This is a genomic window from Pseudomonas sp. Pse35 (assembly GCF_024519715.1).
GTDB lineage: Bacteria > Pseudomonadota > Gammaproteobacteria > Pseudomonadales > Pseudomonadaceae > Aquipseudomonas > Aquipseudomonas paracarnis.
The window spans coordinates 15,215-37,270 of record NZ_JALJRP010000044.1 but is presented as its reverse complement, the minus strand read 5'-3'; the positions used below and the strand labels follow the sequence as shown (position 1 = coordinate 37,270).

The window sequence follows — 22,056 nt, the reverse complement described above, 5'->3', positions numbered from 1 at the left end:
CTCCCTCGCCACAGGTTACGGGTTTGCTTAACCCAGCCGCTGCGCAATTTCGTCTTTGATCGACAGCCGCTTCTTCTTCAGGTTCTCCACCTCTTCATCGCTGGCACTGGCTTTTTCCGCTTTTAGCACCTTGGCGTCGGCGTCGTCGTATTGAGTGAGCAGTGAGTCCAACCGGTTGTCTTGCGCCCTGCGCTTGTGAACGTCTTCCTTGCTCAATCCCAAGTCCTGATACAGGTCGTGTTTCACTGGCATGGCGTACCTCCACAGATTGATCGATGGTCTACGCCCTTGAAGCTAGCCCATTCCAACAAGCCTTGTCATGTTCGAAGTCAAGAACGACCCGTTCGTCGCGGCGCACGCGATGGGATCAAACCTTTGCCCCGCCCTGCCCTCCACTGTAGATCGCCACCCCAGGGAGAACGGTTTTATGAATCACGTTGCCACTGCTGCCGACACCCAATGCATCAATACCCTACGCACCCTGGCCATGGATGCCGTGCAGAAGGCCAATTCGGGTCACCCTGGCACGCCCATGGGCCTGGCGCCCGTGGGGTACACACTGTGGAGTCGCTTCCTGCGTTATCACCCCGAACATCCCGACTGGCCCAACCGTGACCGTTTTGTGTTGTCGGTGGGGCATGCCTCGATGTTGCTGTATTCGCTATTGCACCTGGCCGGGGTGGTAGAGATCGACGCCCACGGCAAGCGCTCCGGCCAACCGGCCGTCAGCCTCGAGGATATCAAGCAGTTCCGGCAGATGGGCTCCAAGACCCCTGGCCACCCCGAGTACCGCATGACCACAGGCGTAGAAACCACCACCGGCCCGTTGGGCCAGGGCTGCGCCAACAGCGTGGGCATGGCCATGGCTGAGCGTTGGCTGGCTCAGCGCTTCAACCGCGACGGCCAGGTGCTGTTTGACTACGACGTCTACACCCTGTGCGGTGACGGCGACATGATGGAAGGCATCAGCAGCGAAGCCGCGTCCCTGGCCGGGCACTTGAAGCTCGATAACCTGTGCTGGATCTATGACAACAACACCATCAGCATCGAGGGCCACACTGAGCTGGCGTTCAGTGAAGACGTGCTCCAACGCTTCCAGGCGTATGGCTGGCACACCGTGCATGTCACCGACGCCAATGACTTGCAGGCCTTGTGCGTGGCGCTGGAAACCTTCAAGGCCAACACCGGCGCGCCCACCTTGATCGTCGTGGACAGCGTGATCGGCTACGGCTCACCGCACAAACACAATACCGCTGCTGCCCATGGGGAGCCGTTGGGGGACGATGAAATTCGCCTGACCAAGGCCGCCTATGGCTGGCCGCAGGATTCGAGCTTCCTGGTGCCGCAAGAGGCTCGCACAGTGTTGCGCGATGCCCTTTACGAACGTGCCGAGCCGTTGTACGCCGAATGGAACCAGACCCTGGCCTCCCTCGAGCCGCAACGGGCCGATGAACTGCAACGCATGCGCGCCGGGGAAATGCCCGAGCAATGGCAAGCGCACCTGCCAGACTTTGCCGCCGATGCCAAAGGCGTCGCCAGCCGTGCCTCAGGCGGCGAAGTGTTGAATGCCTTCGCCCAACAGATCCCCTGGCTGCTGGGCGGCTCGGCGGATTTGTCGCCCTCGACCAAGACCAACCTCACCTTCGACGACGCCGGGCGTTTCAGCGCGGATGATTACAGCGGGCGCAACCTGCACTTCGGTATCCGCGAACACGCCATGGGCGCAATCGCCAACGGCATGGCGCTGTCCTACCTGCGCCCGTATACCTCGACCTTCCTGGTATTCAGCGATTACATGAAACCGCCGATCCGCCTGGCGGCGATCATGGAATTACCCGTGATCTTCGTGTTTACCCATGACTCCATCGGCGTCGGCGAGGATGGACCGACACATCAGCCTATCGAACACCTCACCCAACTGCGGGCCACGCCGGGGCTGTTGACCTTGCGCCCGGGCGATGCCAATGAAACGCTGGAATTGTGGAAAGTCGCCTTGGCCCAGACTCATCGGCCCAGCTGTGTCGTGCTGTCACGCCAGCCGCTGCCCACTCTGGATCGCACCCAGTACGCGGCGGCCTGCGGCGCGGCCAAAGGTGCCTACGTGCTGGCCAGTGCGCAAGAGCCTGAGGTCATCCTGATAGGAACAGGCAGCGAAGTCAGCCTGGCGGTCGCCGCGTATGAGCAGCTCAAAGGTGAAGGCATTGCCGCCAGCGTGGTATCGATGCCCAGTTGGGAGCTGTTTGAAGAGCAGGATCAAGCCTATCGCGACAGTGTGCTGCCGCCCGCAGTGAAAGCTCGCGTAGTGGTGGAACAGGCCGGCCCCTTGGGCTGGGACCGCTATGTCGGGCAGACCGGCGCCAAGGTGGTGATGAACAGCTTTGGCGCCTCGGCACCGCTGGCAAAGTTGCAGGAGAAATTCGGGTTTACCCTGGACAATGTGGTGAAGCTGGCCAAGCAACAGGTCCAGTTGGCCGAGCACTGACCCGCATAAGCGCGCGGGGCTGGTTCGCAGTCACGCCAGTAACCGCGCAAGTTCTTCACGGCAGTAGTCGACAAACAACTGCACCGGCTTGGTCAGCGGTGCACGGCGCAACCACACCGCCGACAACCCGGACCCCGTGACCGTTTCCGCCAAGGGAATGCACACCACCTTCTGCCCATCATAGGTGTACTCGCTGAAGGGTTTGGTCACCAGGATCGAGAACCCGAACCCGCGCCCCACCATGCCCCGCACCATCTCGATGGAGGGCGAGCTGAATACGATATTCGGGGTCAGCCCGCGCTCTTCGAAGATGCTCACGAAGTAGGTACGGCTGGGCAACACGTCCAGCAAAATCATTGGCTCCAGCACCAGGTCGGCCAAGGACACCCTGGCCTGCTGGGCGAAGCGGTGATCGGCCGGCAGCAACGCATAGGGCTGTTGGGGCGGCATCAGCGGCGTGGTCTCGATGGTGCCACCCAGGTCGTGCTCAAACAACATCGCCACGTCGATACTGCCTGCGGTCAGCGCCTGCACCAATTCCTGCTGCTCGCCATCGCGGATGCGGATCTCCACCCCTGGCCAGCGTGCCTTGAAGCCGGCGATCAAGCGTGGCAGGTACAACGGCGCCACGGTTTCAAAGCAGCCGATGTCGATCTGCCCGGCCACCACGTCATTATCCGCCAGGGCGTTCTGCTCGAACTCATGGGCCACCCGCAACAGCTCCAACGCCTTGCGATAAAAGCGCGCGCCACTGGGCGTAAGGGAAACGCCCTGGGCGTGGTGGCGGATAAACAGCTGCACGCCAAAGCTGTCTTCCAGCTGTTTGATCGCCGTGGACACCGACGGCTGGGCGATATACAGCTTGCGCGACGCCTCGGCGACGCTGCCGCATTCGGCCGTGGTCACAAAATATCTGAGCTGGCGCAGGTTGTAGGCAGCCATCGGCACCTCCATAAACGTGGGTTTTCGCCCCAAACAGGTGCGCAGATACACCGGTTTTTCAAGCCATTGAAGCCCATGCAACATACCGGAGCATAAAACCACGTGAGATATTTTTTTTAAGGTCTATAGCAACAAACTTACTAATTTACCTGCCTGCGCCCATTACAGATGATCACTCCAACAACAAAGCGCCGCCCGTGCAGCGCATAGCGAAGTACGTCCACGTACTCACCTTGCCTTGGAGCTCGTCATGGTTACCACTGCAACATCCTCCGCCCCGCTCATCGAAAAACACACGATTGGATACGTGCCTCCGGAAGATCGCCATGGAAAGGTAAGAGACCTGTTCACCCTGTGGTTCGGCGGCAACATCGCGCCGTTGCCTATCGTCACTGGCGCACTGGGTGTGCAACTGTTCCACCTCAACCTGGTGTGGGGCATTGTCGCCATTCTTGTCGGCCATTTGGTCGGCGGTGTGTTGATGGCATTGCACTCAGCCCAGGGCCCGCAGATGGGCATCCCGCAGATGATCCAGAGCCGTGCTCAGTTCGGCTCCCTCGGCGCGTTGCTGGTGGTGGTGATTGCCGGGGTGATGTACATCGGCTTCTTCGCCTCCAACATTGTGCTGGCCGGTAAATCCCTGCACGGCGTGGTGGACGTCGTACCTGTACCAGTGGGCATCGTTATCGGCGCCATTGGTTCCGGGATCATCGGCATCATCGGCTATCGCTTCATCCACGTACTCAATCGCATCGGCACCTGGGTGCTGGGCGCCGGCATCGTGCTGGGCTTTGGCTACATCTTCACCCATGTACAGACCACGGATTTCCTCACCCGTGGCAGCTTCAATATATCCGGCTGGCTGGCCACCGTTTCCCTGGCCGCGCTGTGGCAGATCGCTTTTGCGCCCTACGTGTCGGACTATTCCCGCTACCTGCCAGCCGACGTGCCGGTAGCCGCCACCTTCTGGACCACCTACTTGGGCTCGGCGCTAGGGTCGAGCCTGGCGTTCATCTTCGGCGCCGTGGCAGTGCTCGCCACGCCGGTAGGCATGGACACCATGGACGCCGTCAAACTCGCCACCGGCGCCATCGGCCCGTTGATGCTGGTGCTGTTCCTGCTCAGCGTGATCAGCCACAACGCCCTCAACCTGTACGGCGCGGTGCTGTCGATCATCACCCTGGTACAGACCTTCGCCTACCGCTGGATCCCGACCGCGAAAAGCCGTGCGGTGATCTCCATCATCGTGCTGGCCGCCTGTTCGATTGCGGCGGTGTTTGCCTCCCAAGACTTCATCGGCCACTTCGTCGACATGGTGCTGGTGCTGCTCGTGGTGCTGGTGCCCTGGACGGCGATCAACCTGATCGACTTCTACGCCATTCATAAAGGCCAATACGACATCGCCTCGATCTTCCGTGTAGATGGCGGCATCTACGGCAAGTACAACCCGCAAGCGCTGCTGGCCTATGCGGTGGGGATCGCGGTGCAGATTCCGTTCATGAACACGCCGCTGTACGTCGGGCCGATTTCGCAGCACATCAACGGCGCGGACTTGTCGTGGGTGGTGGGGCTGGCGGTGACCTCGCCGTTGTACTTCTGGTTGGCGAGTCGGGACAGTGCGTATAAGCGCCGGATGGACAGTGGCAAGTTGGTGGGAGGGGTTTGATACAGACTCTCGGTCGCGCCTGCCCTACCCTTACAACGTGTAGGAGCGCGCTTGCTCGCGAAAACTCGCAGGCGCCGCGTTCATCCAGGAGGCGCGCGTTATCGTTGACGTTTTTCGCGAGCAAGCTCGCTCCTACAAGGGGTGATGAATGGCTGTGCGGTGCCATAGGCCCGATGTTTCTCTATGATGTGGCCTTTCACTGAACATCCCTGGAACCGCCCATGCCCACCCTCACCCTGCGCAACGCCCTGCCCACCGACGCCGCACGCTGCTTTCACATTGAAACCACCGCTTACGAAGGCGACGAAGCCGCAACGCTTGAAAAGATCGCCACGCGCATCGCGCAGTATCCCGAGGGATTTCTGATACTGGAGGAAGATGGCGCAGTGGTGGGGTTCATCAACTCGGGCTGTGCCCATGAGGTGGTAATGTCGGACGAGGCTTTCAAGGAGTTGGTGGGCCATGACGTCGAGGCGCCGAATGTGGTGATCATGTCGGTAGTGGTCGACCCGGCCCATCAAGGCAAAGGCTATGCAAAAAAACTGATGACCGCGTTCGTGCAGCGCATGGGAACACTGGGCAAGCAGACGATTCATCTAATGTGCAAGCAACAGCATGTGCCGTTGTACACCCGCATGGGCTATACCTACGTGCGCCCTTCGCCGTCGGATCACGGTGGGATGGCGTGGCATGAAATGGTGATGGCGTTGAAAGCCACACCGTCGCAGTTGTGATTGTGTGTTGCAAGGCATGAAACTGCCGAAAAGCCGTGCAGGGAACGAATGCTTTTCAACAGGTAAAAATCCTGGATTTGTCTGTGCTGTCTGACGTCAAGCCTGACGCTGCAAAGCGTTATCTCAGATTGTGCCTACAGCAACTTCTCCCGCTGCATGAGCTAACCACACAGGGGTTTCACACGCTTACATTCACGCGAAACAGGCCACATTGAGTGAAGGTTCCGGACGCTGTAGCCTGCGAAACACCCCGCCAGGACCCTGCCCCGGCGGGGCATCTTCCTGGCTATCACAGAGGTGCAATCGTGTCTTCAATCAGTGGCTTCACCCCATCCATCCCGACCTCCCAACCTGTTTACGCAAGCAAGATCGATAACGATAAACCCAGGTACAACCCCTTGGAAGAAAACAGGGTTGGCGATGATGCAGAAGTGTCCGACGGCAAGTGCGGCTGGAAGAGCGTCGGCGACGAATATCGGGCCTACGCCAATCGCAATCGGTTTGATCGCCTCTTCCTGCCTTCGGACAAAAAAGCCATCCACGTCGCTCAGGTCCATCCTCTTCCCCATCGGTTTGAACACCACTTCCTGCCTTCGGACAAAAAGGTCATCGACGACGCGCAGTTCCACCCTCTTCCCCATCGGTTTGATCAGATCTTCCTGCCTTCGGACAAAAAGGTCATCGACGACGCGCAGATCCACCCTCTTCCCCGTCGGTTTGATCACCTCTGCCTGCCTTCGGACAAAAAGGTCATCGACGACGCGCAGATCCCCCCTCTTCCCCATCGGTTTGATCACGGTTACCTGCCTGCGGACCAAAAGGTCATCGACGACGCTCCGAGCGTCGCCAATCGCGCCCCCATAGATTCCTAAATCAAATCCGGCGGCAAGGGCGGTTGGGTCAAGGCGTAACAGTGCAAACGACTGTTTGCTATCCAAGCCGTTGCGCCTCCCCATGGTATTGCCAAACACGCGCTTGCCATGGGTGGGGTGCGAAAGCGTGGGCATCCGCCAGCGAGTCACCAACTGCCGGAAGCCCCACCACCGCCACTGGAACCACCACCACCGGACGAGCTGCTGCTAGAACTGCTGGAACTTGAACCGGAGCCACCGCCCGAGCCAGATCCAGCCCCCTCGCCAACCTTGCCAAAGATAATCAGCGCGACAAACGATGCGATAGGAAACGCCAGCAGCCAGCCGTCGCGGCCGTCGTCAATCACCCATCCTGCCACCACGTACACCACTACCGCCGCCAGCAACCGCACAATAAAACCGGCGCGGCTGGTGCGCCATGCCTCTCTCATGATCAGCAGCAGTACCAGGTACAACCCCAGCACCACCAAGACGCCCAATGGCCACAGCAGCCAATGGATGAAACTGACATCCACGTAATGGTTTGCCATAACCAACCCGAGGCTGTAAGCCAGCAGCCCGATCACACAGTAAAACAGCGTACGCACCTGCCACAGCGCGCCGAATATCGCGCCGCCTATCAACAGCGTCAGCGGCATGACAAACAGGAACATCGGCCACTCCAAACCGCCCGCCAGCAGCGTCAACAACAGCGTGGCCGCCACGGCGGCGATCAACGCCTTGCGCCAATGCAGCTTGCCGGCTGCAATCGCCACGCCGCCCAAGCCGCCCAGGATAAGCGCCGCCAACAATGCCATGAATTGGGGGTTGATCCCGGCTCCCGCCAGTTGCGGCAGGTCACCGCCGTCCACCAGCACGGTCAGGGCGTCCACCCCCTGTTGCACACCGCCGGCAAAATCGCCCTGGCGAAACGCCGGGGTGATCTGTTCTTCAATAATACGATGGGCCAGCAGGTCGGTGACGATGCCTTCCAGGCCGTAGCCCACCTCGATACGTACCTTGCGATCGTCCTTGGCCACCACCAGCAGGATGCCGTCGTTGACGTCCTTGCGTCCCAGTTTCCAGGCACGAAACAGCTGGTTGGCGTAGCCTTCGATATCGGCGCTGCCGGTGGTTGGCACCAGCAGTACCGCCACTTGCGCGCCTTTGCGTTGTTCAAGGTCAGCCAGTTGTTGCTTGAGGCGCTGGGCGGTGCCCGAGTCGAGGGTGTTTGTCAGGTCAATGACCCGCTGATCAAGGGCTACCCCAATCGGCGAGGTGTCCGCATGAGCGGTGATCAACAGGCTGGAAAATACCAGGGCCAGTAGGCTGAACACCGATTGCCGCACAAGCACGATCATGTATGGTTACCTGAAGTCTCTCCCTGAAGGCGCCGACTTTACCTTATCTGCGTGCAAACGCGTGACCCAGGGCCTGCGACTATCTAAACTGCCGATCAGCTGCATAGCAATAAGCCATCTACGGGACGCCCATGGACCTAAGTCACCGCAACAATGTACATGTGATGGGCAACGGTCCCTCGACCCTGGTGTTTTCCCACGGTTTCGGTTGCAACCAGGCCATGTGGGATGCCCTGGCGCCGCACTTTCTCGACCGCTTTCGCGTGGTGCTGTATGACCTGGTTGGCGCCGGCCTGTCGGACTTGAGTGCGTTCGACAAAGCCAAATACAGCCGCCTGGATGGCTATGCCCATGACCTGAACGAGATTATCGACGCCTACGCCCAAGGCCCGGTGATTCTAGTGGGCCACTCGGTGAGCTCGATGATCGGCACTCTCGCTGATCGTTTCATCCCGGAACGCATTGCCGCGCATGTGATGATTGGCCCATCGCCGCGCTATATCGATACTGAGGAGTATGTCGGCGGTTTCAAGCACGATGACATCGACGACCTGCTCGACACCCTCGACAGCAACTACCTTGGCTGGTCCAGCGCCATGGCCCCGGTGATCATGGGCGCCCCGACGCAGCCGCACCTGAGCGAGGTGCTCACCGACAGCTTCTGTCGCACCGAGCCGGACATCGCCAAGCAGTTCGCCCGCGTGACCTTCCTGTCGGATAACCGCCAGGATGTGTTCGGCCTGACCACCCCGGTGCTGATCCTGCAATCGACCGACGACCTGATCGCCCCCGTGGCCGTGGGTGAATACCTGCACACCGTATTACCTAACAGCACTTATTGCCTGGTCGAGAATGTCGGCCATTGCCCGCATATGAGCGCCCCCCAGGCGTGTGCCGCGGCGATGGACCGGTTCCTGGCCCCTTGGGCGGCTGCCGATGCCCGTTGACCCGCTGTTTGACAGCGCGGCCTGTGCCCTGGCGGTGACCCAGGAAGATGGCACGATCCTGCACGTCAACCCACGCTTGTGCGATTGGCTGGGCTTCACGGCGGCCCAACTGCTGGGCCGGCGTTTCCAGGACCTGCTGGCCATGGGCGGGCGGATTTTCTACCAGACGCACCTGGCGCCAATGCTGCGCATGCACGGCAGCGTCACCGAGGTGAAGCTCGACATCCGCCATTGCAACGGGCACAAAGTCACGGTCTTGCTCAATGCCAACCAGCGCCAGCAGCCGGCCGGCGTGGTGTATGACCTGGCGCTGTTCGGCACCACCGACCGTGACAAGTACGAGCGCGAACTGCTCAATGCGCGCAAGCAGGCCGAAGCCCTGCTGCAGGAAAAAACCGCCACGGAACTGGCCCTGCACCAGGCCCAGGCCGAGCTGAGCGAGGCCTACGCCATTGCCCAGCGCCGGGCGTTGTTTGCCGAACAGATGGTGGCGATTGTCAGCCACGACCTGAAAAACCCTCTGACGGCGATCCGCATGGCCGCCGACTTTCTCCAGCGCGGCGAGCGCACGGCCAAGGAGCGCCAGCTACTGGGGCACATCGGCCAGTCTTCCGAACGCGCCCATCGCATGATCGCCGACCTGCTGGACTTCACCCAGGCCCGGGTCGGCCAGGGCATTACCATCAAGCCGCAACCGCTGGACCTGCATGGCGTTATTCATCGCAGCGTCGACGAACTGCGGGTGGCCTTCCCCAAGGCCACGCTGGTGCATCACGCCGAGGGCCAGGGCGACGCCTGCCTGGACGCCGACCGTGTGCAACAGATGATCGGTAACCTGGTGGCCAACAGCGTGGCCTATGGCGACTTGCTGCAGCCGATTACCATCACCTCACGCCTGGGCGACAACACCTGCGCGGTTGCGGTGCACAACCACGGCCCGGCGATTCCGCAAACCCTGCTGGCCGGGTTGTTCGAACCCATGACCCGCGGCACCGACCAAGGCAGCGACGTGCGTAGCGTAGGCCTGGGCCTGTATATCGTACGCGAACTGGCCAAAGTACATGGCGGCGACGTGGCGGTGAGTTCCTGTGCGAGTGCCGGCACCACGTTTACCGTGAAGTTCTAGTCCAGGTACGCGGTGCCCTGCATGATCGGCTCGACACGGCCGGTCAATATCACGCCGCCCTGCCCGTCCCATTGCACCGTGACCGCGCCACCGTCGCACTGGACTTCCACACGCTCATCGAGCAGCCCTCGCCGGATGCCGTTGACGACCGCCCCGCAACAGCATGAACCGGACCCCAGCGGCACACCGCCGCCACGCTCCCAGATACGCAGGCGGATATGGCCGCGGTCCAGCACTTGCACGAAATGCACATTGGTCCTGGCCGGAAACAGCGGGTGAACTTCCAGGGTCGAGCCTATGGCCTCAATATCGAGCGCAGTCACATCCTCTACAAAAAACGTGCAATGCGGGTTGCCCATGCTGCACGCTGCCGGCTGGCCGTCGATAGGCAACACGCAGGTGTCCATCGCCTTGGCCAAGGGTACCGACGCCCAGCCCAGCGAGGGTGCGCCCATGTCCACCGACACCCGCTGCCCATCAGCACGTGTGCATGTCAGTAAACCGCGGTCGCTAAGCAGCACAATGGCCTCGGCACCTGCCTCATGCATCAGGCGGTCGGCCACGCCACGAGTCGCGCTGCCGCAGGTTTGCAGGCGTGTTCCGTCGGGGTTCCAGAACTGAACGCGCGCGGCGGCCTGCTCACAGTCGAGCACCACCGCCAGTTGATTGAAACCGATGCCGGTGCGGCGGTTACCCAGGTGGCGGGCAATCTGCGCATTAATGGGGTTATCCTCGCCACGGCGGTCGATGATAATGAAGTCATCGCCGTGGGCGTGCATCTTCACGAACGGCAGGGTCATGGGCGCTCCTGTGGGTGAAATGAATCACGCGGTTCTAATACCACTGTAGGAGCGAGCTTGCTCGCGAAAAACTCACAGGCACCGCGTTTATTCAGGCAGTACGCGTTTTGTTGGCGTTTTTCGCGAGCAAGCTCGCTCCTACATATGGGGTTGATGGGTCATGCTTATTGTATTCAGCGGCTTGCCTGGCAGTGGCAAGACCACGATTGCCAGGGAGCTGGCGCGACAGTTGGGCGCGGTTTACCTGCGTATTGATGTGATTGAGCAGGCGCTGCGGGAGGCTGCGGTGTTGGCGGGCGATGTGGGGGCCAGTGGCTACGGTGTGGCGAATGCGCTGGCGCTGAGTAACCTGCGCCTGGCACAGCGGGTAATCGCCGATTGTGTGAACCCGGTGAAGGAAAGCCGCGATGCCTGGCAAGCGGTGGCGACAGCGGCCGGCGTGGCACTGATCAATGTCGAGGTAGTGTGTACCGATCAGCAGGCGCATCGGCGCCGAGTCGAAGGGCGTGTGGGCGATATTCCGGGGCTGGTGCCACCGACCTGGGAATCGGTACAGGTGCATGAGTATGAACGCTGGGAGGTACCACCGTTCAGGCTGGATACGGCGCAGATGACGCCGGCAGAGGCTGTCGCGGCAGCCTTGCTCCATATAGGCTAAACCCCACCTGTGGCGAGGGAGCTTGCTCCCGCTGGGGCGCGAAGCGGCCCCGCTCTTTGTGGGACTGCTACGCAGTCCAGCGGGAGCAAGCTCCCTCGCCACAATCTTTAGAAGTTACCGCGCAGCGCCTCAAGCCCGCCTTCGTAAATACCGGCAAACAATTCCTCGACTTGCGCATCGGTGGTGCCCGCTGCCGGCGTGAACACGCCGGACCAGGTCACTTTCGCCGAGGTGTCCGTCAACGCTTCCACCTGCAAGGTCGACAGGTAAGCACTCACCGGAAACGGCGACGCTTCAATGGTGTAGCTGTAGGTGCGCGCCACGTTGTCGAAAGTCTGCAAGCGCTCGACAATCGTGCCGCCGTCAGCGGCGGTCAGGTGACGCACACGGCCACCCTCGCTCGGCTCGCTCTTGGCAATCAAAGGCAGCCAGTCGGGCAGGCTGTTGAAGCCGCCAATCAGTTGCCAGACTTGGTCGGCCGACACCGCAATTTCAATCACAGAAGAAGCTGTTGCCACAATCAATACTCCAGTCAGGAAAAAATCAGATTGCCATGCTGTCGACAACGCCACCGTCGACCCGCAGCGCGGCACCGGTCGTCGCCGAAGACAGCGGTGAAGCAATGTACGCCACCAGGTTCGCCACTTCATCCACATTGGCCGCACGCTGGATGATCGAGGTGGGCCGCGCATGGCGCACAAACACATCTGCTTCGTCTCGGGCACTGCGCCCGGATTCGGCCGTGGCGTCCTTGAGCATGTGTTCCAGGCCATCGGTAAAGGTCGGCCCCGGCAAGATAGCATTCACCGTCACCCCAGTACCCGCCAGGCGCTTGGCCAGGCCGTGGGACACCGCCAGGTTGGCGCTTTTGGTCACTCCGTAGTTGATCATGTCAGCCGGCGTCGCCACGCCAGATTCCGACGACACGAAGATCACCCGACCCCAGCCCTGCTCGACCATACCCGGCACATAATGCCGCGCCAGGCGCACGCCGGAGATCACATTGACCTCATAGAAGCGCGCCCACTCACTGTCCGGCGCGTCGAAGAAATCCACCGCGTCGAAGATGCCCAGGTTGTTGACCAGAATGTCGGCGCGGGGTTCGGCGGCGAAGAGTTTCTGTGCGCCTTCAACGGTCCCGAGGTCGGCCACTAAACCACGCAGTTGAGCAGCGGGAACCGCCTGGCGAATGCTCGCCAAGGCGTCGTCCACCTTGCCTGCATCACGCCCGATCACCACCACCGTGGCGCCGGATTGCGCCAGGGCCTGGCTGATGCCCAGGCCGATACCGGCGGTGCTGCCGCTGACAATAGCCACTTTGCCGCTTACATCAATCTTCATGCTCAAGCTCCTTAACGTGAGAGAGGCAAAGGTGCACGGTCCGAGATCAAGCGGGCCTCGCGCAACGCTTGCCAGAAGGCTGCTGGAATCTGTTCAGACAACGCCGCGACGTCTTCGGCAATCCGCCCCGGACGACTGGCACCGGGAATCACCGCCGCCACCGCCGGATGCGCCAGTGAGAACTGTAGCGCAGCGGCCTTGATACTGACGCCAAACGCCTGGGCAATTGCCTTGATCTGCTCGACCTTGGCAATAATCGCCGGGCTGGCTTGCTGGTATTCAAAATGCGCACCGCCAGCGAGGATGCCGGAGCTGTACGGGCCACCGACGACGATCTCGACCTGCTGGGCGTGGGCTGCGTCCATCAGGCGCTGCAAGGCGCGGTCGTGATCCAGCAGCGTGTAGCGCCCCGCCAGCAGAAAACCGTCAGGCTGGGCTTCGGTCAGGTCCAGGGTCAATTCGCAAGGCTCGACACGATTGACGCCCAGCCCCCACGCCTTGATCACACCTTGCTCGCGCAAACGGGTAAGTACTTTGAAGGCACCAGTGCGGGCCTGGTTGAAGTATTCCAGCCATTGGTCGCCATAAAAAATCCTGGGCGATGTCGTGAACCCACACGATGTCCAGGCGATCGGTTTGCAGGCGTGTCAGGCTGTCTTCAATGGAGCGCAAGGTGGCGTCGGCACTGTAGTCATTGAGTATTTTATTGGGCCGGCCGTGTTCGAATACGCCGCTTTTTTCCCCAAGGTCACGGGCGGTTTCTTCGACTTCATCCAGAATCACCCGGCCAACCTTGGTGCTGAGCACGTAGTCATCGCGGTGATAGTTGGACAGGGCCTGGCCCAAGCGGATTTCCGACAGGCCCGAGCCGTAGAACGGCGCGGTATCGAAGTAACGCACGCCGTGGCTCCAGGCGGCCTCGACGGTGGCCTGGGCTTCTTCTTCGGGGATAGCGCGAAACATATTGCCCAAGGGGGCGGTGCCAAAGCCCAGTACGCCGGGCAGTGTGTCTTTCAAGCTCATGGTGGTTCCTCAATCGGTGCGAGGTCGCTGTGACCGTTGAGCAGATGCTAGATTGCACTGATCAGACCGTCCAAGACATACTGCGACCAACTTGAGTCCTTGAAGGTCTTACATGATTGATCTACGCCAGTTGCGCTACTTCGAAGTGGTAGCCGAAGAAGAGCACGTCGGCCGCGCCGCCGAGCGCTTGCACATTTCCCAATCGCCCCTGAGTCGGCAGATCGCCCAGCTCGAGGAACGCCTGGGCCTGACCCTGTTCGAGCGCAGCCAGCAGCGCATCCGCCTGACCCGCGACGGCCAGACGTTCCTGGCCGAAACCAAGGCCCTGCTGACCCACGCCAACCGCCTGGAGTCCCTGGGCAAGCGCCTGGGCCGCGGCGAAGAAGGCGGTTTGTGCATCGGTTATATCGAAAACGCCATGCACGCCGGTGTCCTGCCCAATGCCTTGCGCATACTGCGCGACGATAGGCCCGCCGTGCATATCAAGCTGTATAACCTGCCCTCCCTGGAACAACTCGAAGGTTTGCGCCAACGCAGCCTGGACATCGCCCTGGTGGGCGAACCACCTGCCGCCGACGACCCGGACCTGACCGCCTGGCAAGTCCTCGATGACCCGATGCTGCTGGCCCTGCCTGAACAGCATCCGCTGGTTCAACACCCTGAACTGTTGCCCGAACACCTGGCCGACCAACAATGGATCGGCGTGCAGCGCAAACCTGGCGCCAACCCGGCCGATGATTTCGTCGCCGCCTGCATCCGCGCCGGTTTCACCCCGCAGATCCCCATGGAGGCCAGCGAGCCCTTTACTGCATTGGGCCTGGTCGCGTCGGGGCTAGGGGTGGCGATGGTGCAAAAGGGCCTGAGCCGCAACGCTCCACCGGGCGTGGTATTGCGCGAACTGCCGTGGCTGGCCTACACCACACCGCTGTGGGCGGCCTGGCACCGCGTCAACTTGAGGCCGTTGGTGGAAACCTTTCGCAAAGTGCTGACCGACTGATCGTTCCCACGCTCCGGTGATCGTTCCCACGCTCCGCGTGGGAATGCATCCCATGACGCTCCGCGTCACTAAACGGCGGGACGCGGAGCGTCCGCGGCGGCGTTCCCACGCAGAGCGTGGGAACGATCAATCAGAGTGCTTCGCGCAACCGATACCACAACATCCCCAACGCCAGCAGTGGCGAGCGCAGCGCCTTGCCACCGGGAAAGGTCATGTGCGGCACCTGGCTGAAAATATCCAGGCCCTGGCTTGCACCCGCGTGTATCCCTTCGGCCAGCAACCGTGCGCACCAGTGCGTCACGTTCAAGCCGTGACCGGAATAGCCTTGCGCATAGAACACGTTGGGGTACTGCTTGAGGCGCCCGACCTGGGGAAAACGGTTGGCAGTAATGCCGATCTTGCCGCCCCACTGGAACTCGATAGCCGTGTTGGCCAACTGCGGGAACACCTTGAGCATTTTCGGGCGCATGTACGCGGCGATGTCCTGGGGGTCGCGCCCCGAGTAGTGGCAGGCACCACCGAACAACAGGCGCCGGTCGGCGGTCAGCCGGTAGTAATCCAGGCCGACTTTCTGGTCGCACAGCGCCAGGTTCTGTGGGATCAACTGCTGGGCCACGGGCTCAGGCAGAGGCTCGGTGGCGATGATGTAGCTGCCCGCCGGCAGTACCTTGCCGCTCAAGCGCGGCTCCAGCTCCTCAAGATGGGCATTGCATGCCAGCACCAGGTTGGCTGCGCGCACGCTGCCGCCTGTGCAGCGCACCCGCACCGTCTCGCCATGGATCAGCTCCAGCACCGGGCTGTACTCAAAGATACGCACCCCGAGGGCCTCGGCCGCCTGCGCTTCACCCAATATCAGGTTGAGCGGGTGCAGATGCCCGGAACCCATGTCGACCAGGCCGCCGGCATACATAGCAGAGCCCACCACCTGTGCCATGTCTTGTGGGCCGACCAGCCGCGTTTCATGGGCATACCCCACGGCCGCCAGGTGCGCCTGTTCGCCCTTGAACGCCGCGAACTGCGCCGGAGTATTGGCGAGTTCGCAAAACCCCCAGCGCAGGTCACAGTCGATGCCGTGCTCGGCAATGCGCTGGCCCACCAGGGCGACCGAGTCGATACCGGCCCGCTCCATATAGCGCACGCCCTCCTCGCCCACGTATTTGGCAAACCCGGAGACATCATGGCCAATGCCACGGATCAATTGCCCACCGTTGCGCCCGCTGGCGCCCCAACCGATGCAGCGCGCTTCCAGCAGCACCACCGAAAGCCCGCGCTGGGCCAGTTCAATGGCGGTGTTGACCCCGGTAAAGCCGCCGCCGATCACACACACATCGGCGCTCAGGTCTGCCTCAAGTGTGGGCCGCTGCGCCATGGCATTCGCCGAAGCGCGGTAATAGGACGGGGCATGTTCATTGGACTGCATCATCGGTTGGACTTCACTTTGCTCCAGGCGCGGGTCATCACGCGCATGGTCGCCGGGGTAGGCGTGGTGGAGATATAGAGTTTGTCGAGTACGTCCTGGGGCGGGTACACCTCAGGATTGTTCACCAGCTCCGCAGGCATGAACGGCTTGGCGGCCGGGTTGGCGTTGGCATAGCCCACCGAGGTGCTGACCTTGGCAATCACCTCAGGCTCAAGCAGGTCGTTGATGAACGCATGGGCTTCTTTAGGGTTGCTCGCATCGGCCGGAATCGCCAACAGGTCGAACCACAGGTTAGAGCCTTCCTTGGGGATCGAGTACGCAATGTTCACCCCGTTCTTGGCTTCCTTGGCGCGGTTGGCGGCCTGGAACACATCGCCGGAATAACCGAAGGCCACGCAGATATTGCCGTTGGCCAGGTCCGAGATGTACTTGGAAGAGTGGAAATAAGTGATGTACGGCCGCAGCGTCAGCAGCTTGGCTTCGGCCTGCTTGTAGTCCTCGGCATTCTCGCTGCGTGGGTCCTTGCCCATGTAGTTGAGGATCGCCGGGAACAGCTCATCCGCTGAATCGAGGAAGGCCACGCCGCACTCATGCAGCTTCTTGATATTTTCCGGTTCAAACAGCACGGCCCACGAATCGATGCGGTCGATGCCCAGCACTTGCTTGACCTTGTCGACGTTGTAGCCAATGCCATTGGTGCCCCACAGGTACGGCACCGAGTGCGCATTACCGGGGTCGTTCTGTTCCAGTAACTTCAGCAGCTTGGGGTCCAGGTTCTTGAAGTTGGGCAACTGCGCGCGGTCAAGCTTGAGGAACGCGCCGGCCTTCACCTGGCGCGCCAGGAAGTGGTTGGACGGCACCACCACGTCATACCCGGTGCGCCCGGCCAGCAACTTGCCCTCCAGGGTTTCGTTGGAGTCGAACACATCGTAGATCACCTTGATGCCGGTCTTGGCCTGGAAATCCGCCAAGGTGGTCTCGCCAATGTAATCGGTCCAGTTGTAGACACTCACCGTCGGCGCCGCCTGGCCGGCACTGCTGAACGCCGCGACCAGGGCCAGTGGAAGAAGCTTGTTCACAAGACGCATATCGTCACCCCTCTTATGCTTGTTTTCAGACGCTCAACAGCAGGAACTCACGCTCCCAGGAACTGATCACCCGCTTGAAATTCTCATGCTCGGCACGCTTGACCGCGACATAGCCGCGCACGAACTTCTCCCCCAGGTACTGCTTGACCGTGTCGCAATCCTCCATGCGCGCCAGCGCATCTTCGAGGGTGAACGGCAGGCGCAGGTTGCGGCGTTCATAGGCGCGGCCTTCCACTGGGGCACTGGGTTCGATGTGCTCGATCATGCCCAGGTAGCCACACAACAAGCTGGCAGCAATCGCCAGGTAAGGATTGGCATCGGCGCCCGGCAGGCGGTTTTCCACGCGCATCGCCTCCGGGCTGGAAGTGGGCACGCGCAAGCCGACGGTGCGGTTCTCTTCGCCCCATTCGACGTTGACCGGCGCCGAGGTATCGGGCAGGAAGCGGCGGAACGAGTTCACATTGGGCGCGAACATCGGCAACAGCTTGGGGATGTACTTCTGCAAGCCGCCGATGTGATGCAGGAACAACGGGCTCATGTTGCCGTCGGCATCGACGAACACCGGTTTGCCGGTGGCAATCTCCACCACGCTCTGGTGCAAATGCATGGCGCTGCCCGGTTCGTCGGCCACTGGCTTGGCCATGAAGGTGGCGGCCACGTTGTGCTTGAGGGCGGCCTCGCGCAAGGTGCGCTTGAACACCGTGATCTGGTCGGCCAGGTCCAGGGCGTCGCCATGACGGAAGTTGATTTCCATCTGCGCGGGGCCGTCTTCGTGGATCAGCGTATCCAGGTCCAGGCCCTGGGCTTCGCACCAGTCATAGACATCTTCGAACAGCGGGTCGAATTCGTTGGCGGCATCAATGGAAAACGACTGGCGCCCGGTTTCGGCGCGGCCCGAGCGGCCGATGGGAGTTTTCAACGGAAGGTCCGGATCTTCGCAGCGCTGGGTCAGGTAGAACTCCATTTCCGGCGCGACAATCGGCTGCCAGCCTTGGTCGGTGTAGAGCTGCAGGACTTTCTTCAACACATTGCGAGGCGACAGTTCGATGGGGTTGCCCTGCTTGTCGAAGGTGTCGTGGATCACGATGGCGGTGGGCTCGATGGCCCACGGCACTACGTAAGTGGCGTTGGCGACCGGGCGGCAAATCATGTCGATATCGGCCGGGTCCAGCAGGTCGTAATAGATATCGTCGTCGACAAAGTCCCCGGTTACCGTTTGCAGCAACACACTTTCCGGCAGGCGCATGCCTCGCTCATGCAGGAACTTGTTGGTGGGTGCAATCTTGCCGCGTGCGATGCCAGTCAAGTCACTGATCACGCATTCGACTTCGGTAATCTTGTGTTCTTTCAGCCACGTGGACAGCTGATCGAAGGGGGCGTTCATAAGGACCTCGTCTTGGGTGGGATGCGACGCCGGCTTGTACTCCCAGCGCATTGAGGTCTATCTTGGCCCAGCCTTGAAACGGCATCTATCCACTTTGCACGCGGCACAACGCACCAATAGAGTGCGCACGGATCACCATGACACAGGCAACCGCTTTGCGCGTACAGGCCTTCGCCACCGGCGATGTGGCCGCCCAATGCAGTGCGACACCCGGCTGGGTGCAGCAGTACCAGCAGATGTCCCCCGGGCATTTTGCCGGGCGGGTGCGCTACCTCGACCTGCACGGGGTGCAGGTGTACGAAGAGTGCATGAACACCCGCGTGGAGCAGCATTTCAACGCCCCTGCCGGCGCCCTGGCGTTTTGTTTCGACGGCAGCGACAACGCGCTGTACCTGCTCAATGGCGAAAGCCGCAACACCTGGATCACCCCGGTAAACTACCGCGAAGTGGCCGTGGTGTTCGGCCCGCAGTTCGTCCAGCGCCAGGGCCTGGATATAGCCAAACTCGAAGGCTTGTTCATGGCACCGCTGACCTGTCGGCAAAATGCGCTGTTCACTCGCTGGCTGAGCGGCACCCTTACGCGCCTGTCGGCACTGACCGACCCCATCAGCCGCGATGCCCTCACCCAGCAACTGCTCGACGACTGCCTGTTTATCCTCGATAACGCCTGCGTGTGCCTGGACGGCAGTTCCTTGCAAAAGCGCAATGAAGAACGCCAATTGATGGCGCGCATCGGCGAATGGGCGGCGGATGCGCCGGATGAAACCGCCAACCTGTTGGAACTGGCGCAGATTGCGGGTGTGCCGTTGCGCCAATTGCAGCAAGGGTTCAAGACCTACACAGGGATGAGCCCGGCGCAGTGGTTAAGGTTGCGTCGGTTGAACGGGGCGCGGCGTGAGTTGCTGAGCACGACCGACACCACGGTCGCCGAGGTCGCGATGAATTGGTCGTTCTGGCATTTGGGGCGGTTTTCAAACAGCTACCGGGCGCTTTTTCAGGAGCTGCCCAGCGAAACCCTGAAACGCTCCAGCTGAAAAAACACGCTTGACCTTGTGGGAGGGACAGGCCAAACCGTCCCTCCCTTAAACCTCACTCAGGGCTGCGCGTTCAAAAAAGTGAAGATCAGTTGATTGACCTGCTCCGCCGCCTCCAGCTGCACCATATGCCCCTGCCCCGGCAATACATGCACCTGAGCCTGCAGCCCTTGGGCGTGACTTGCCGGGATGATCGCGTCGTCACTGCCCCAGATCACCAGGCTCGGCTGGCGGCCCACCTCGCTGCGAAGATCCAGCATCTGCCGCCCGCCATCGAACAGCTTGTGATCGAGCTGGCGCAACGCTTGATCCACCCCTTCCAGGCGCTTGAATTTGAGCATGTCCTCCAGCATCTGCCGCGTCACCAGCGCAGGGTTACTGAACAGTTGAGTCAATGGCGGCTTGAGCGCGTTACGGTTGTTGGCTTCGACAAAACCTCGCAGGTAATCGCCGTTGATATCGGCACCCAGACCGGCGCTGGCGATCAAGGTGATGGAGGCGATACGTGCAGGCGCCAGGCTGGCGACGGTGAGGGTCACCAGCCCACCCATGGAGTGGCCGGCCAAATGCACACGGTCGAGCGCCAAATGGTCGAGCAATGCCAGTACGGCGTGACTGAGTTCGGCAGCGTCTCCCGTTTGCAGAGACTTGCCCGACTCCCCGTGCCCCGGCAGGTCCAGGGCAATCACCCGGCGTTCGGCGGCCAGGGCCGGTTGATTGAACAGCCAGTTGTTCAGATCGCCCCCGAAGCCGTGCACCAACACCAGCGGCGTGCCGCCCTCGCCCATGTCCAGATAACGCAGCAAGCGCCCGCCTACCTCGACTTTTTGTGCGCTGGGGCCGGCCTCTTCGGCTTCGGCGGCACTGGAGACGAACCCGGCGTTGAAGCTTTCGATCACGCTATCGATCTGAGCCTCTGTCGCCTCGCCCTCCACCACAATTCCCAGTAGAGCGCCCACCGGCAGGGTTTCATCACTGAGCGCCAGTACCCGACGCAGCACGCCGCTAAAAGGCGCCTCGACACTGCTGGAGATCTTGTCGGTCTCCACGTCCAGCACCTCCTCGCCCTTTTCCACTCGGTCGCCGGGTTGTTTGAGCCAGACATCGATGCGGCCCTCGGTCATCGACAGGCCCCATTTGGGCATGGTCAGGGTATGAATCATGCGGAAGTCCTCTTGTCGGCGATCTTCATCACGGCGGCCTCGATCTTCGCGGCGTTGGGGATGTACAGGTCTTCCAGAGCATCGGAAAACGGCACCGGGGTGTGCGGCGCGGTGACCATCTCGATGGGAGCGCGCAGGAAAGCGAACCCCCGCTGGGCCACCAGGGCACTGATGTCGGTGGCGACCGAGCAGCGCGGGTTGGATTCGTCGATCACCACCAGGCGCCCGGTTTTCTCGACGCTTTCAAGGATGCTGTCTTCATCCAGCGGGCTGGTGGTGCGCAGGTCCAGCACTTCACAATCAATGCCTTGACGCGCCAGGTTGGCCGCAGCCTCCAGGGCGATATGCAGCATGCGGCCGTAGGTCACCAGCGTCACATCCTTGCCCTCACGCACAAAGTTGGCTTCGCCAAACGGGACCGTGTACAGCTCTTGCGGTACGTCGCCCTGCATGCCGTAGAGCATTTTGTGCTCCAGGAAAATCACCGGGTCATTGTCGCGGATTGCCTGGATCAACATGCCCTTGGCGTCGTAGGGCGTGGCCGGGCATACCACCTTGAGGCCGGGGATATGCGTCCACATGGAGGTGAGCATTTGCGAATGCTGGGCAGCCGCCCGCAAACCGGCGCCGTACATGGCACGGATCACCAGCGGTGTAGTGGTTTTGCCACCGAACATATAGCGGAACTTGGCAGCCTGGTTGAGCAACTGGTCCAGGCAGCAGCCGATGAAGTCGACGAACATCAATTCGCATACTGGGCGCATGCCACGGGTAGCGGCGCCCACCGCCATGCCCACGTAGCCGACCTCAGACAACGGTGCGTCCAGCACGCGCCCGGGAAATTGCGGGTGCAAGCCCTTGGTCACGCCGAGCACGCCGCCCCATGCGTCCTGCTCACCGGGGGAACCGGTGCCACCGGCCACATCCTGACCGATGATAAATACGCTCTGGTCACGGCCCATCTCTTGAGCCAAGGCCTCATTGATCGCCTGCTGATAGCTGATTTTACGAGCCATTAGATTCTCTCCACGTCTTGTTT

20 protein-coding genes and 1 pseudogene are annotated in these 22,056 nt (G+C 61.4%); 9 read left to right on the top strand and 12 right to left on the bottom strand.

Annotated features, from left to right (window positions below):
- Positions 1-27: 27 nt before the first annotated feature.
- Complete coding sequence (locus tag OC445_RS24895) at positions 28-252, bottom strand: YdcH family protein (protein ID WP_034125758.1); 225 nt, start codon at positions 250-252, stop codon at positions 28-30.
- Positions 253-427: 175 nt separating this feature from the next.
- Here OC445_RS24895 and tkt point away from each other — a divergent pair, with 175 nt between their 5' ends.
- Entirely contained in the window at positions 428-2,482 is a 2,055-nt protein-coding gene (tkt, locus tag OC445_RS24890; protein ID WP_262020422.1) for a transketolase, read from the top strand.
- Between the two features lie 30 nt (positions 2,483-2,512).
- Here tkt and OC445_RS24885 read toward each other — a convergent pair whose 3' ends face one another.
- Positions 2,513-3,424 carry a LysR family transcriptional regulator gene (locus tag OC445_RS24885; protein WP_034125760.1) on the bottom strand — a complete coding sequence of 304 codons (912 nt, stop codon included), beginning with the start codon at positions 3,422-3,424 and terminating at the stop codon, positions 2,513-2,515.
- 250 nt (positions 3,425-3,674) lie between these two features.
- Here OC445_RS24885 and OC445_RS24880 point away from each other — a divergent pair, with 250 nt between their 5' ends.
- The 3 genes from OC445_RS24880 (at position 3,675) to OC445_RS24870 (ending at position 6,696) form a co-directional block, all read left to right on the top strand.
- Positions 3,675-5,090 (top strand): purine-cytosine permease family protein, encoded by a 1,416-nt coding sequence (locus OC445_RS24880; protein ID WP_054896557.1) that lies wholly within the window; start codon positions 3,675-3,677, stop codon positions 5,088-5,090.
- Between the two features lie 221 nt (positions 5,091-5,311).
- Positions 5,312-5,824: a GNAT family N-acetyltransferase gene (locus tag OC445_RS24875; protein WP_054896558.1), complete on the top strand. Its 513-nt coding sequence runs from the start codon at positions 5,312-5,314 to the stop codon at positions 5,822-5,824.
- A 305-nt stretch (positions 5,825-6,129) separates the two neighbouring features.
- The gene (locus OC445_RS24870) at positions 6,130-6,696 is read left to right on the top strand and encodes a hypothetical protein (protein ID WP_262020421.1); all 567 of its coding nucleotides are present in this window, start codon (positions 6,130-6,132) and stop codon (positions 6,694-6,696) included.
- A gap of 146 nt (positions 6,697-6,842) precedes the next feature.
- Here the strand turns inward: OC445_RS24870 and OC445_RS24865 are convergent, their stop codons facing one another.
- Positions 6,843-8,036 (bottom strand): TPM domain-containing protein, encoded by a 1,194-nt coding sequence (locus OC445_RS24865; protein WP_197901111.1) that lies wholly within the window; start codon positions 8,034-8,036, stop codon positions 6,843-6,845.
- 131 nt (positions 8,037-8,167) lie between these two features.
- Here OC445_RS24865 and OC445_RS24860 point away from each other — a divergent pair, with 131 nt between their 5' ends.
- Positions 8,168-8,983 carry an alpha/beta fold hydrolase gene (locus tag OC445_RS24860; RefSeq protein ID WP_054896561.1) on the top strand — a complete coding sequence of 272 codons (816 nt, stop codon included), beginning with the start codon at positions 8,168-8,170 and terminating at the stop codon, positions 8,981-8,983.
- The gene (locus OC445_RS24855; RefSeq protein WP_198791100.1) at positions 8,973-10,109 is read left to right on the top strand and encodes a PAS domain-containing sensor histidine kinase; all 1,137 of its coding nucleotides are present in this window, start codon (positions 8,973-8,975) and stop codon (positions 10,107-10,109) included. Before OC445_RS24860 ends, OC445_RS24855 begins: the two co-directional genes overlap by 11 nt.
- Here OC445_RS24855 and dapF read toward each other — a convergent pair.
- Positions 10,106-10,909: a diaminopimelate epimerase gene (dapF, locus tag OC445_RS24850; RefSeq protein WP_034125768.1), complete on the bottom strand. Its 804-nt coding sequence runs from the start codon at positions 10,907-10,909 to the stop codon at positions 10,106-10,108. The two genes, OC445_RS24855 and dapF, sit on opposite strands and share 4 nt — an antisense overlap.
- 160 nt (positions 10,910-11,069) lie before the next feature.
- Between dapF and OC445_RS24845 the strand changes: the two genes are divergently transcribed.
- Complete coding sequence (locus tag OC445_RS24845) at positions 11,070-11,567, top strand: AAA family ATPase (RefSeq protein WP_262020420.1); 498 nt, start codon at positions 11,070-11,072, stop codon at positions 11,565-11,567.
- Positions 11,568-11,674: 107 nt separating this feature from the next.
- Here OC445_RS24845 and OC445_RS24840 read toward each other — a convergent pair whose 3' ends face one another.
- The 3 genes and pseudogenes from OC445_RS24840 to OC445_RS24830 form a co-directional block, all read right to left on the bottom strand.
- Positions 11,675-12,085, bottom strand: coding sequence for an SRPBCC family protein (locus tag OC445_RS24840; protein WP_054918606.1), 411 nt, complete (start codon positions 12,083-12,085; stop codon positions 11,675-11,677).
- Positions 12,086-12,110: 25 nt separating this feature from the next.
- The gene (locus tag OC445_RS24835; RefSeq protein WP_060763740.1) at positions 12,111-12,908 is read right to left on the bottom strand and encodes an SDR family NAD(P)-dependent oxidoreductase; all 798 of its coding nucleotides are present in this window, start codon (positions 12,906-12,908) and stop codon (positions 12,111-12,113) included.
- A gap of 11 nt (positions 12,909-12,919) precedes the next feature.
- Positions 12,920-13,931 (bottom strand): annotated as a pseudogene (locus OC445_RS24830) (aldo/keto reductase).
- A gap of 112 nt (positions 13,932-14,043) precedes the next feature.
- Here OC445_RS24830 and OC445_RS24825 point away from each other — a divergent pair.
- Entirely contained in the window at positions 14,044-14,928 is an 885-nt protein-coding gene (locus OC445_RS24825; protein WP_089042543.1) for a LysR substrate-binding domain-containing protein, read from the top strand.
- A gap of 130 nt (positions 14,929-15,058) precedes the next feature.
- On the opposite strand, the gene OC445_RS24820 is transcribed toward OC445_RS24825, so the two are convergent.
- Genes OC445_RS24820 through OC445_RS24810 form a run of 3 tightly spaced genes read right to left on the bottom strand, consistent with a single transcriptional unit; the run spans position 15,059 to position 18,820 of the window.
- Positions 15,059-16,351 carry an NAD(P)/FAD-dependent oxidoreductase gene (locus OC445_RS24820; RefSeq protein ID WP_262020419.1) on the bottom strand — a complete coding sequence of 431 codons (1,293 nt, stop codon included), beginning with the start codon at positions 16,349-16,351 and terminating at the stop codon, positions 15,059-15,061.
- Positions 16,348-17,436 carry a polyamine ABC transporter substrate-binding protein gene (locus OC445_RS24815; RefSeq protein WP_054896568.1) on the bottom strand — a complete coding sequence of 363 codons (1,089 nt, stop codon included), beginning with the start codon at positions 17,434-17,436 and terminating at the stop codon, positions 16,348-16,350. Before OC445_RS24815 ends, OC445_RS24820 begins: the two co-directional genes overlap by 4 nt.
- A gap of 25 nt (positions 17,437-17,461) precedes the next feature.
- Positions 17,462-18,820: a glutamine synthetase family protein gene (locus OC445_RS24810; RefSeq protein WP_014718136.1), complete on the bottom strand. Its 1,359-nt coding sequence runs from the start codon at positions 18,818-18,820 to the stop codon at positions 17,462-17,464.
- 137 nt (positions 18,821-18,957) lie between these two features.
- Between OC445_RS24810 and OC445_RS24805 the strand changes: the two genes are divergently transcribed.
- Entirely contained in the window at positions 18,958-19,854 is an 897-nt protein-coding gene (locus tag OC445_RS24805) for a helix-turn-helix domain-containing protein (protein WP_072447704.1), read from the top strand.
- Positions 19,855-19,913: 59 nt separating this feature from the next.
- On the opposite strand, the gene OC445_RS24800 is transcribed toward OC445_RS24805, so the two are convergent.
- Together OC445_RS24800 and OC445_RS24795 are read right to left on the bottom strand one after the other, a co-directional pair.
- Positions 19,914-21,017, bottom strand: a complete 1,104-nt coding sequence (locus tag OC445_RS24800) for an acetoin dehydrogenase dihydrolipoyllysine-residue acetyltransferase subunit (RefSeq protein WP_262020418.1) — start codon at positions 21,015-21,017, stop codon at positions 19,914-19,916.
- Complete coding sequence (locus OC445_RS24795) at positions 21,014-22,033, bottom strand: alpha-ketoacid dehydrogenase subunit beta (RefSeq protein ID WP_054896571.1); 1,020 nt, start codon at positions 22,031-22,033, stop codon at positions 21,014-21,016. The genes OC445_RS24800 and OC445_RS24795 overlap by 4 nt, the downstream gene beginning before the upstream one ends.
- Positions 22,034-22,056: the final 23 nt, after the last annotated feature.